The organism is Rhizobium sp. 2MFCol3.1 (assembly GCF_000377565.1).
Classification (GTDB): Bacteria; Pseudomonadota; Alphaproteobacteria; order Rhizobiales; family Rhizobiaceae; genus Rhizobium.
The window spans coordinates 94,967-107,548 of sequence record NZ_KB898365.1 but is presented as its reverse complement, the minus strand read 5'-3'; the positions used below and the strand labels follow the sequence as shown (position 1 = coordinate 107,548).

8 protein-coding genes and 1 pseudogene are annotated in these 12,582 nt (G+C 57.2%); 6 read left to right on the top strand and 3 right to left on the bottom strand.

Translation table 11 applies throughout. The features are described from left to right. Positions 1-169 precede the first annotated feature (169 nt). The 3 genes from D460_RS0122380 to D460_RS0122370 all read right to left on the bottom strand — a co-directional run bounded on the left by D460_RS0122380 (position 170) and on the right by D460_RS0122370 (position 1,487). A complete protein-coding gene (locus D460_RS0122380; protein WP_018900830.1) occupies positions 170-373 on the bottom strand; it encodes a hypothetical protein in 204 nt (67 codons plus the stop codon). Positions 374-803: 430 nt separating this feature from the next. Next, positions 804-1,088: a hypothetical protein gene (locus D460_RS0122375; RefSeq protein ID WP_155947821.1), complete on the bottom strand. Its 285-nt coding sequence runs from the start codon at positions 1,086-1,088 to the stop codon at positions 804-806. A gap of 156 nt (positions 1,089-1,244) precedes the next feature. Further along, positions 1,245-1,487 carry a DUF982 domain-containing protein gene (locus tag D460_RS0122370; RefSeq protein WP_018900828.1) on the bottom strand — a complete coding sequence of 81 codons (243 nt, stop codon included), beginning with the start codon at positions 1,485-1,487 and terminating at the stop codon, positions 1,245-1,247. A gap of 424 nt (positions 1,488-1,911) precedes the next feature. Between D460_RS0122370 and D460_RS0122365 the strand changes: the two genes are divergently transcribed. From D460_RS0122365 to D460_RS36835, 6 genes and pseudogenes are all read left to right on the top strand, one after another. After that, positions 1,912-3,663: a sensor domain-containing diguanylate cyclase gene (locus D460_RS0122365; protein ID WP_348625646.1), complete on the top strand. Its 1,752-nt coding sequence runs from the start codon at positions 1,912-1,914 to the stop codon at positions 3,661-3,663. 207 nt (positions 3,664-3,870) lie between these two features. Beyond that, positions 3,871-4,605, top strand: coding sequence for a DUF3800 domain-containing protein (locus tag D460_RS0122360; RefSeq protein ID WP_018900826.1), 735 nt, complete (start codon positions 3,871-3,873; stop codon positions 4,603-4,605). 203 nt (positions 4,606-4,808) lie between these two features. Then, on the top strand, positions 4,809-7,910 hold the full coding sequence (locus D460_RS0122355) for a TerB N-terminal domain-containing protein (protein WP_155947820.1): 3,102 nt from the start codon (positions 4,809-4,811) through the stop codon (positions 7,908-7,910). Next, complete coding sequence (locus D460_RS0122350; RefSeq protein ID WP_018900824.1) at positions 7,907-9,229, top strand: ATP-binding protein; 1,323 nt, start codon at positions 7,907-7,909, stop codon at positions 9,227-9,229. The genes D460_RS0122355 and D460_RS0122350 overlap by 4 nt, the downstream gene beginning before the upstream one ends. Further along, positions 9,210-11,441 carry a DEAD/DEAH box helicase gene (locus D460_RS0122345; RefSeq protein ID WP_018900823.1) on the top strand — a complete coding sequence of 744 codons (2,232 nt, stop codon included), beginning with the start codon at positions 9,210-9,212 and terminating at the stop codon, positions 11,439-11,441. Before D460_RS0122350 ends, D460_RS0122345 begins: the two co-directional genes overlap by 20 nt. A gap of 589 nt (positions 11,442-12,030) precedes the next feature. Then, positions 12,031-12,181, top strand: a pseudogene (locus D460_RS36835) (IS701 family transposase); the annotation flags it as partial. Positions 12,182-12,582 lie beyond the last annotated feature (401 nt).

Below are 12,582 nucleotides of genomic sequence, written 5' to 3'. Positions count from 1 at the left end.
CTCCCGCACCCTTCCCGTGTGACGTCACCCGAGATTGCGTCGTTGTGGGCAGGTACCACAAATCTCTACATGCCCGAAAAGAAAGTATCGCTAAAGCTTAGCAGCCTTCTCCTCGAACAGTATCGGTGCGATCAGCAACGAAAATTAGAGAGATGTAGCGTTCAAGTCCTCAGTGCGAGCTATTGATCGGGGGGGGCGATGCGCCGGCAGCCCCTTCTAGCTCGTAGGAGTTCGCAATTATCTCCTGCGTCCAGAGATCGATTAATGCTGGATCACGTTCCGCTTTTTCGAATATCTTAGTAAGGGCCGCTTTAACCGGAGCCTCAAGCTCTAGCAAAGACTGCACCGCAGCGGCATTAAGATGCTTGGCCATATAGGAAGCTCCAGTGGTTCAGAACAGTATTGACCTGGGGGAGAACTGCTGTCCAGCTTGTAAAGCGAAGATTCCGCTGGCCGATTTCGCCCGGATGACGTTCTGCACTTGATGAGAAGTCGGGCATCCGAAAGCTTACGTTTATATCGATACCAACGAGGCGCTGACTTCGTCCCTCGCGACAGCGCCGTCTGCCTATGTCCCGTGTATCGAATGGAAATCTGACCATGCTTCAGAAGCGCATTCTCATGCTACGGCACTATTCTTTACCACCCGTCTCCGCTGGAAACCGGCGGTTCAAGGTATGACCGGTAGCTTGGCCGAAACTGAAGAATGATCGCAATGGTGCCCACGCCAGCAACCTCGACTTCATGGGACAGAGAAGTCGAGCTTAGTTGTTGGTCTTATTGAGAGTCGACCTCGATTGGTTTCAATGAATCGTGGCGCGCGGAGACTCGTCGTCAGCTAGCTTGCGTATAGCGCCAACCAAACGAGCCGTCGAGGCAACGATTTCGGCTGCCACATCTTGGTCGCCCTCACCCACATCGAAAGCCAAATCCCTGATTGACGCTGCAGCGTCACGCACCAGCTTGGCCAAGGAATCGTTAGCACCCGGTAGCTCCGCAGCGAAGCCTTCAAGCAATCCAGCAAATCTGATGAGAACTTCAGTGACCTGACTAGGGGTCAAACTAAAAGGCTTCAAACTCTCAGACATGTCAGCACCGTCGAAACACGTCCGCACGCGCTCGGACGAAACTTGGATACGACCCTTCAAACCATTGGAAGTATGACGCCGCGTTCTCCAGGAAAGAGGCGAGCCACCAAAAGACCAACTCAGGCCGACAATGATCCCCTGTTGTCGCCTCGCCAATCAGTGAGCGTTGCCGCCTGCCTCACTAACGGCCTCGACAAACACCACCCGAGCGTCATCGGCACTTACCCGACCGTCCAGTGCCGCCTTGCATGCCATGCGCGCCCGAAGGAACTTCAGACCACTCATGTTTGGCCACCGGTTCGTCAGGCACGTCATAGCCTCGAATGGACCGCTAACAACCTGCCTGTCCTGATGCGGAAAACTGACGTCCACCGGTGCCTTCCATACATTATTCGGCATTTAATCCTCCCAACGACGCATATCTGTCCTGTGCGACAATAACTAGGAGAGAAAGCGGCTTCGGAAAGCCGCGCATTCGTTTTGTACGATTTCAGGCGAGGCAAATGATGACACACCATTGCGAATTCGGAGTCATAACCGGTGACTTTAGATAAAATCGTATGACCCAGCGCTTCTGCTTGGAGCCAGCGACCACGCCTGCGAAGCCATCACCAAAGTCCACTTGCCGCTCCGACGCGACCGATGATGTAGGTTGAAGACGCCGAATAAGTGAGCCGATCCTTGGAGCCCTTAAAGCGAACTTTAAGGAAGTGGTTTATCATGGGTAGCATTAGCAGTGCCATGAATAACTCATAGATGCACTCGGGAAAGACCCATGCGAATAAGCACGATCACGAATTGGGCATATGCGATAACCGTCGGAATGACGATTCTCTCCGGCGGCGCATTCATCATTTCAGCTAAGAGCATCGACGAGGAGCGCTTGGCCACCGAGAGAGCATGGAGGCTCGACGAGCAAGTTGAGGCTTTATCACGCGCTGCGGAGCGGACGACAGAGGACGCGAGACTTTACATACAGAAGGGGGATAGTCGGTATCTCAAGGCGTTTGAAGAAGCCGATGCCAATGAACGAGCGCGGGGAAAATCTCTTAGGGCCCTGGATCAATCACGACTTAGTGTGCAGGAAGCGGCAGCGTTGTCGATCATCGTGAACGATGCCGAACTCCTGGATGAAATCGAAGAGCGAGCCGTTAAGGATTTCGCGAACGGCGAGCAGGAAAAGGCCCGTGCGGCGGTGTTCTCCGCTGAGCACGAAGAGGCTCAGTCTGGCCTGCTGGCCAGCGTTGCCCACTTCACAGACCTTGTAGCCACGAGAACTGAGCAGGAACTTGCCAGTGCGAAGGCGAAGGCCGACCTCTGGGGCGCGGTTGCCAAGTCCCTTCTCCTTGCTACCGCGCTGCTATTCCTCAGTGTCCTCTATTTCGTGCTCAAGCGACGGGTAGCACGTCCCCTCCTCGAAATGAGCGGCATCGTGCGCAGGCTTGCCAAGCAGGACTACGATGTGCAGGTGTTGCCCGATGGCCGTACCGACGAGATCGGCGACATGAATGCCGCAATCCAGGTATTCCGCGACAATGGCATCGAAAGGGATCGCCTCGACGCCGAACGCAGGATGGACCAGCAGACGAAGGACCTCATCCTTCAACTGATGCATCGGTTGCAGGCCTGCCGCGACGAAGCTGAGCTAGCCGATGTCGTCCCTCTGTTTGCCGTGCAGATATTTCCTGGACTCAGCGGCCGGCTCTACATCATGAACGACGGAAGAACGGCCTTGACCGCAGCGGGCACCTGGAACGATCCGGTACGCTCGTCGCAAGAGTTTCAGACTTTTGAATGCTGGGGTCTACGGCGCGGACGACCACATATGAGCGACAGCTCGGAAGGCGACGTCCTCTGCCAACATCTGAATGACGCGCTGCCAGGTGGTAGCCTCTGCGTACCCCTCGCAGCCCATGGCGACATCGTCGGCATGCTCTACTTCGAAAGCGTCGAGGGTACCAAGCTCATCGCGGCCCGCGTGTACATTGAGCTGATTGCAGAGAACCTCGGCTTAGCAATCGCAAATCTGCAGCTCCGAAACCGCCTGACTAACCTGGCCACCAAAGACGCCCTTACAGGGCTGCTGAATAGGCGATCACTGGACGAAAGCCTTAACCGTCTCCGTCGGGAGGAAACAGATCTCCCGGCCGCGCTTCTGATGGTCGATATCGACCACTTCAAGCGGTTCAACGACGACTTCGGACATGACGCCGGCGATTTCGTCATGTGCCAGGTAGCCGCGATCATGGCGGACCTAGCCGGCACGGCGGGACTCGCGCACCGCTATGGTGGAGAAGAGTTCGCCGTTGTCCTGCGCAATGTAGGGCGCTCGGCGGCATTCGAGATCGCAGAGAACATCCGGCATGCGATCGAGTCCACGCCAATCAACCACCTCGGGAGACCACTTGGTACGGTAACGGTTTCCATCGGGGTAGCATCGACAGAGGCTAACCAGCCGCCTACGACGCTGATGCAGCGGGCGGACGCAGCGCTCCTTCGTGCCAAATCATCCGGTCGCAACGTCACCGTCGCGGATTGGACCGACAGCGGCGGGGCGGGTAGACTTGTGGGATAGCGCTATTCGTTGACATCGGTTATTCCCCATTCCTGGATGGTACCGGGTCATCCCTAGCACCACATTGATCGTCTTTCGGGGTGTGACTACGCTACCACGTTCGTTGGATTTCAACTTCGAGTGCACGCAGAACGCGGGCCTTCGCAAAAGCCAGCCTCACAGTTATGGTCTTTCGATATCCCAACTCCGCACGGGCAGACAGGATCAATGGATATCTATTGCGACGAGAGCATTCACGACCGCGGCAACTTCATTGTTTTGGCGGCCGTGAGCGCCACGCCGGAACACATCGAGTTGGCTAAAGAAGCTCTGATAAGCTGTGGCCTCACTCCCGGTAGGGATGAATTCAAAAGTAGCATGACTATGAGCGGCAATGAGAACGCTCAGCGTTTGCGCGAAGCATATCGAGGCATAATCAGTCAGTGCAAGGTTGGCATCGCGATCTGTGCCCTCGACGAACGTCACTTCCTTATGACCCTTGCAGCCAGGCTTGCTCAGAAGATGGCAGCGAATATGCCCGGAATAGGCGGAAGGGTTTACCTAGATGGCGGCATGAAGCAGCAACCAGTCGATCTCCCGCCCGGTTTCCATCTTGTTGCAGGATGTGACTCACGCTCGGTCATCGGAGTTCAACTTGCCGATTGCTGCGCCCATGCGGTTGCTACGATTCTTCTCGATGAGATGGGGATCGCCAAGCGAAAAAAGGCGGCAAGCGATAGTCGCGACGATGACTCCGTGGGCGACATCGCGCTTGGCTGGTTTTTGTGGGCATCGATGCGCTACGCATTATCCAGCGGAATCGCAGTGAATTCGGACGACCCATTTTTTGAGGATCCCACTCGTCTTCCATTTGGACTGGAACTGTCCGATGGTTGTGATCCTCGTGTGGCAAAAGCTGCCAATAAACGGTTTGGTACTGTCTGGATAGGATGCATAAGCTGAGCGTCGCCATGCTCAGGGGCATTACGTATCCCGAAAAATCTCACGCGATCACAGGTTGGCACCAATCGGACAATGAAGGCTCTCCCTCATTCCCGGGTTTCGCCTTATGAAGGCGTTTGAAGTTCGTCAAAGAATGCAATCGCCCTCTTGGCCACACAAGCACTCCGTGTATAGTGAGAATCTACTTTGGGGGTGAGGTTTTCGTGAAGTATCGGCCGGTTGTTGTCTTGGTTGTTGCCGCGAGTTTATTCGGTCAGTTAAATGCCGTTCCGACCATGGCTGCCGAGAGATCGGTCCGCGATATTCAGAAGGCACTGGCCGAGCAGGGCTTCAAACCAGGGTTGCCCGACGGAGTCTGGGGCAAGAAATCGATCGCGGCACTACGAGCGTATCAATCCGTCAACGGTCTTCCTGTGACGGGATCCGCAGATAAGTCGACCATCGACCGCCTCTTCCCGCCACCACCACCGCTGGCAACTCAACAACCAGTGAACGCGGTTGATTCCAAAGGCGAAATACCTGGACAACGCGGTCTGGCAGTAGAAACCAAACCGCTCGATCCGATTGTCAGCAACCCTCCAAGCCCAAGCGAGCAGAACGATCAAAGCAATGCGCCAGCGAGCGCCAATGAGCCGGGTCAAGCGCAGTCTGTCGACTCCATCACCGGAAAAACGTCTCGAACGGAAATCACCCAAAACTCGCCCAGCGAAACTGCAACATCACAGCCTTCAGCAGCTCCACCCTCCGAAACCAACAGCCGTTGGACCTTCGCGCTTCTGGGTATTGCAATTGGCGGTGTGATGATGTTTCGGAGCAGGCGCAAGCGAAAGCGGGAGGCCGTCAAAATGGACAACGATATCAAGGCTTTCCGGAGCCAGCATGGTCAGGAGCCAATAGGGAAACCGAGCGCGCCTCAGCCTACACCAGGGCGTTTGATGGACCTGTCCGGTACGTCACCCTCAACGACAACGGGCCAGCTGACGTCCCTGGAAGTTCACAACAGGAACGTTGTCGATTGGGTCAACTCGAACGCATCCAAGGCCAAGACCTCGTCCGTCGATAGCAACGACGACCTCACCGAAATTATCGAACAAGCACCTAAAGCAGCCACAACCGGCGGGACAATCTCACCTCAGTTCGGCACGCTTCTGAATTTTCACCGCCGACCGTCTTCAGAAGCGAAGGCCGCCCCTTTCACCACTCGAATCGATGCCTCTGCCAACAGAATGGCCGGCGCGGAATGGATGGCTCCAGGCAAGTCAGTCTCGGTGAGCTCCGTGCACATAGCTGGCGGTCTCTTTTACCTCGGCGGCTTTCTTGGAAAACAAGGACGCCTCAACGAGAATGAGAATTGCCTCGTCAATCCAGCGCTCACTGTGGGCAGAGGCCGGGATACTGCAGGCATCTCAATGGGTTACTGGCCATCTTATGGCGGCATGTCTCCAGATGCCCGGCGATCGTATCTGGAATGGCTCGCTGGCACGCGGTCAAATCCGGACGACTACATCGGCTATGTCTTCTTGTACTTCTACGGTCTCGAGCGGCGGCTTCTGCTTGACCAATACACGAACGACGCTGCGGCGGTGCTGACGGAAGTAAGGCGTCTCCATGGAATTTACGGGCATAACGGCTCGTTCAACAGGTATGCGACCGAGTTGCTGACGGCCGCCGAACTGAAAAGCGGCGAACCTTCAGCGCAATTCCTCGCGAGAATTGAACCGAACGGCTATGAAGTGCCCACGGCGGTAAAGATCGCATTGGGTATCCGCGTCCGGGACGATCGCCCGATCGAAGCCGATTTGATGCTGCGCTTCGCGCAGACACATCCGGAGACCAGCGTTCGTACGCCTGCCAAGCGTGCCCCCGCCCTTCTGCGAGAGCTTTATCATCTCGAGTTCGCCAAGCTTTATCCTGACGGTTATCGGCCAAGAGGCGGGCGGACAAAGAAACTCAAGAAAAGCTACCAGGCCTGTAGCGGCAGTTTCAACATCGATATTGCTGTTCTGGGAGGCGATATTCCTGACATCACCGATCGGGAGGAGCCGATCAAAGTCGCCCGCCGGGTTTTCAATGACTGCATGGAGCAGCTCGACGACTACAGCCGTACCCTCGGTCGTCTTCCCGGCCTTGAGCCGAACCTGCTCGCGATCGCCAAACTCCCCGAGGCTCTGCGATCAACGGCCGCCCAAAATTTGCCCGGTGATCCGCTCACGAGAATTCGCCGCATCGCAGACCAAACGGTCGAGACGAAAATCTCGGACATCGCTACCGAATTCGGGCTGGACATGGGGATAAACCCCGGCAAGGCCAAGCTTCGGGACCTGAGCCAGGCTCTATCGAGCTTCGGCATAGGTGCGACGTTCGATCCGGCCTTTTCCGTGAAACCACCAGCAGGCGAGGATCGGGCAATCCTGTTTCCAATCTCGTCGCCTCTCCCCGGCGAGGCTACGGAAGCCTATCGGATCCAGCAGCTTTCGGTGATGCTCGGAATGCTGGTGGGGCACGCCGACGGTGAATTCCACGAACTCGAGCGGCAGGCTCTTCTCGATCGGGTTGCCGGAGCCACTGACCTGTCAGTCGACGAGAAACGCCGTTTGGAAGCCGAGATCAAGCTCAATGAGGGCGATGCTTCGCGCCTCGATGATTGGCTCAAGCGCCTGAAAGACGTTCCCGAGGGTGCCCGACACGTCATAGCATCCGAGCTCGTATTGCTCGCCTCGGCCGACGGTGAGTTGCACGCAGACGAAGTCAGAAAGCTGGAAACAATCTTCAAGCGCATGGGTATGGATGCCAAGTCGCTTTATGAACGACTTCATGCAGGAACGAGCAATGCTCGCGTTCCCGGGGACAATTTGCTCCCGACTGCTGACGCAACGACACGCGCGGCTTCCCCCTCCCCTACGCGCATCGACCTGTCGAGGCTGCAAAGCATACGTTCGGAGACGCGGGTTACCTCAAGCGTTCTCGCTGACATTTTCGTCGAGGAAGACGAAGTCGCAGTCGGCCTCCCTGAGCCTCACCAAGAAGTCCCGCAAAGCGAACTCTTCGAGGGTCTTGAGCAGCGGTATGGCGCGTTTCTCGCCGAGATTCTTCAGCGTTCGACTTGGTCGAAAGACGACTTCGAGCACCTGGCCCGTGATGCTTCCCTTATGGCTGGTGCCGCTAAAGAAGCGATCAACGACTGGTCACTCGACCGCTTCGACGAACTCATGATCGAGGGCGACGATGAATTGGACATCAACCGCCACCTCCTGCCTGATGTCCCGACCAATTCCGCACATATCAAAGAAGGCATACCCGCATGACCACAAAGCAGCCCGCGATTAAGCCGCGTGATCGAGACACGATCATCAGCGCGCTCCGAGCAGGTGTCGTCCCCCGCCTTGGCCTCCAGCATATCCAGGTCGGACGTCAGCGCGAGATCGAAGCTCTCATACGTGACATCCGCCGCGTCGGCGAAGGCGGGTCAAGCATCCGTTTTGTAATCGGGGCATACGGAGCGGGTAAGACCTTCTTCCTTTTCCTCGTTCGGCAGATTGCGCTCCAAAGCAAGCTTGCCGTCTGCCAAGCGGATCTGTCGCCGGATCGCCGCATCCATGCCACGAACGGCCAAGCTCGCTCGCTCTATGCCGAGCTAGCGAGAAGCCTGTCGACCCGGACCGCGCCTGACGGAGGTGCCCTGCGCAACATCCTCGAGAGCTATATCCAGAAGGCGACCGAACGAGCAGCCGCGACAGGTGTCCCCATCGAGTCGGCGGTCAAGGACGGGTTGGGTGACATCCGTGAAATGGTGGCGGGGTACGACTTCGCGACTGTAGTAGCCGCCTATGCCCGCGGTTACGAGGACGGCAATAGCGTCCTCCAGGATGCGGCCCTGCGGTGGCTGCGCGGCGAATACACCACGAAGACCGAAGCTCGTCAGGACCTCGGCGTCAGGACGATCCTGGATGACGCGTCCTTTTACGACGGTCTTAGGCTGCTGGCCAGGTTCGTACGTGTTGCCGGGTTCGGCGGGATGATTGTCTGCCTCGACGAACTGGTGAATCTATACAAGCTTCAAAGCGCCCAAGCGCGCAAACAGAACTACGAGCAGATACTCCGCATCCTGAACGACGTCCTCCAGGGCACGACAGAGGGCATCGGTTTCATTCTCGGCGGCACACCGGAATTCCTGCTCGACACCCGCCGGGGCCTCTACTCCTATGAAGCGCTTCAGAGCAGGTTGGCAGAGAACAGCTTCGCGGTGAACGGCCTCACCGACTATTCAGGGCCTGTCATAAACCTCCCCAGCCTTACGCCCGAGGAACTATTCCATCTGTTGGAACGACTGAGGGACGTGTTCGCGGGTGGCGACAACGACAAACATCTCGTTCCCGATGAAGCGCTTGTCGCCTTCATGGAGCATTGCTCAAACACGATCGGCGACGCCTATTTCCGCACGCCGCGAAACACCGTGAAGGCCTTTGTCGATCTTCTTGCGGTCCTTGAGCAGAACCCCGATGTCAAATGGAGCGATCTACTGACCCGCCTGGAAGTGAGCGAGGACCGCCAAGGCGCGGACGAGACAGAAATCCCGGAGGACGGCGACGAAGCGGACGACGAGCTTGCAACCCTCCGCCTTTGATCGCCTCGAGCTACCCGTCCGCCGTTGGATATGGGCGCAGAAGTGGCAGCGCCTGCGAGACGTCCAGGAGAAGGCGATCCCTGCCGTTCTGGCGGGTGGCGACGTTGTCGTGTCAGCTCGGACCGCGGCAGGAAAGACCGAGGCCGCTATCCTGCCGCTACTGACCCGCGTTTTGGGCGGCGCTGGCAGGGACGGTTTCCGCATATTATACGTCAGTCCGCTCAAGGCACTGATCAACGATCAGTATCGTCGGCTCGAACCGTTGTGCGAAGCCTGCGATATCCCGCTCCATAAATGGCACGGCGATGTATCTGCGGACGCCAAGTCGCGGGCGCGCAAGAACCCAAGCGGCGTGGTGCTTATCACGCCGGAATCTCTGGAAGCGCTTCTCGTTCGCCGCGGGAAAGAAGTGCGGTTCCTATTCGCGTCGCTCGAGGCCGTCGTCATCGACGAGCTCCACGCCTTCATCGGCACCGAGCGCGGCATGCAGCTTCAATCCATCCTCAATCGCATCGAGATCGAGTGCGGCCGCGAACGGATCGATCGCATCGGTCTCTCGGCAACGCTCGGCGACATGCGGCTCGCGGCCGATGCACTGCGTCCCTCTGCCGGTGCGAACGTGACCATCATCGAGGGCAACGATGAAGGAAACGGTCTCAAGCTGCAGATCCGCGGGTACTACGACAACGAGGAAGCCCCGAAGGATGGAGATGGAGACACCGACGAGGACACAAACGAGAAGCCGGACGAACGGCACGGTATCCCCGAACGCCTGGCGGACGATCTGTTCAGATTACTCCGAGGGCGTCGAAACCTTCTATTCGGAGGCTCGCGGGAGCGGGTCGAACTCTATGCCGACCGCCTCCGGCTGATGTGTGAGGAGAGCCGTGTCCCTAACGAATTCTTTCCACATCACGGCAGCCTGTCCAAGGCCGAGCGCGAAGATGTCGAGATCAGGCTTCGCGACGATCCGCGCCCGACGACCGCTGTTGCAACCACCACCCTTGAGCTAGGGATCGATATCGGAGACGTGGAATCGGTCGCGCAGATCGGCCCGGGTTTTTCAGTTTCGTCGCTGCGACAACGTCTCGGCCGATCGGGACGCCGTGCCGGCAGTCCGGCAGTCATGCGGATGTTCGTCATTGAACGCAGTCCGGGCCGTGGACAGCATCCTCTCGAACGCCTGAATCTGGGCTTAGTTCAGTCGATCGCTATGATAGAATGCCTTAAAGACGGCTGGTGCGAGCCGCCCACGGCAACCGGAGTGCATCTCTCGACCCTTCTTCACCAGGTTCTAGCGCTTATCCTGCAGAAGGGTGGCGTCTCTCCGCAGTCTGCCTGGAAAGTCCTCTGCGACCGCGGGCCGTTCAAAGCAATTGATCGCGCGACTTTCGCCGATCTTCTTCGGTGTATGGCATCGCCGGAAAACAAGCTCATTGAGCAATCCCCTCAAGGGCTGCTCATGGTCGGCGAGTTCGGTGAGAGAATTACCGAGGCGCACGACTTTTATCCCGTCTTCTCCTCTGAGCGGGAATACCGGATCATGCACGATGCCAGGACCCTCGGGACGTATCCACTGGACTCGGCGATCAAATCGGGTGAGACGCTGATTTTCGCTGGACGACGCTGGCAAGTTCTCGAAGTCGATGACGCCACTCGGGTCATAACAGTGAGATCGACCCGCGGAGGAAAGCCGCCGCGCTTCAGTGGAAATGGCGGCGGCCTGCACGACCGCATAGCTGACGAAATGAAGCGTGTGCTCGCCAGCGACAAGGAGTATGCATACATCGACCGCGTCGCGACGGACATGCTGGCCAGTGCGCGTCGGTGCTTTTCCGAGCTTGGGCTTGAGACACGATCCATCCTGCCGTATGCGGATGGCACGCTCGTTCTTCCCTGGATCGGGACGCGAAAGCTGACCACACTTGCGCTGGCTTTCATGACAAGGGACTTTCGGACGGCTCAGTTGCAGTATGCGATCGAGCTGCAGAATTGTGACCCCGATGGCGTCGAGGAATGTTTGAAGAGTTGGGCATCCGGCGATGTTCCGTCGGTCGAAACTTTGATGTCGGGCGTGGCTAAGCCCAACATCGCTCGCTTCGACAACCACCTATCGTGGGAGTTGATGACACTCGTGACAGTCAGGGAACGCTTGGACGTCGGAACACTGCAGGACGTTGCAGCCAAAATCTCAGGTGTTCATTGCTACTGAGCTGGGAACTGAGCCGCGTGACAGTTGGCTAACCTTGAGTCCAAATGTTTTCCATCCTTCTCGTCCGATGGCCCGCGCTTTGTTGGCCGATGGGATATTCGAAGCGGCACGAACGAGGTTCTCCAAACTGGGCATTCGCAGGGTGGATTCTCTGGGAATTTGACGGAGCGTTAGCGGATGACCGCGGCACCGGGGTGGCGGCGAACACGCGAAAAACTCGGCTAAAGAAGCGGGCAACCGCCTGGCCTGACGAGACGAAATTTTTGAAGATTTCGCTGAACCACACGCGCTAGAGATTGCCCCTCACGTGGGACGGCTGGACAGACGCATTACGCTATGCGCTCAATAGTGCTCGAAAATGCAAGAGCCTTCGGAGTTGTGATGAGGACTAAAAAACAGTCATGTTCCACTAAAAAGGCGGTTGCGACGTCTAAAGCAAACCGCACGAGCCGCTTTTCGGTCTTAAAGATTGCGCCGGTGGCAAAATCTGATCGAACCGTCAATTTCATGAGGTGGGAAGACGCGTCGGCGCGCGTTGATTTCGTGATCAAAGGCGGATGGGGAAGCCGTTTTGACTCTAAATAGTGTCCTGTATGCCGTTGGGGACGTCGAGAGTGCCCTGCACCGAGCCTGCAAAGGGCACATTCGTGGGATCATATTGGACACCATTTCGGCGGTTGGTCGAGAAAGCCTCCAGTCGCCGGCACAGCAAAGTTATCGCCTGCGATCTCGATCCAAGCGTCGTGGCAGCCCATGTGCCAAAGCACCCTCCAACGCTCGCCATTGACCACACCTTAGTCTGTCGCCTAACTCGGCTCAACAAGCGTTTTGCCGGCACTTCGATCAAACCGAGCTACCAGCGAGGATCGGCGTTTTCCTTGGATGCCTTTTTGCCAAAGATTTTTCGGGGCACCTGATCTTTTAAGAACTACAATGGCGGAACCACCAGCAGCCGGAATGGCTGGCAGAGCAGATTTTGACTTAGCATATGCCTCGACTGTTACCTCGCTATTGTCGTAGGCTAATACTCGACGTTGCAGCAACCACGGGGCTGACTGCTCTGCGTCGCTCGTCCGCCCCCAGTCCAAGCTGAAAGCAACTTTTTTGAACGAATGTTCAAAATCAGCATATCTGTGATTGT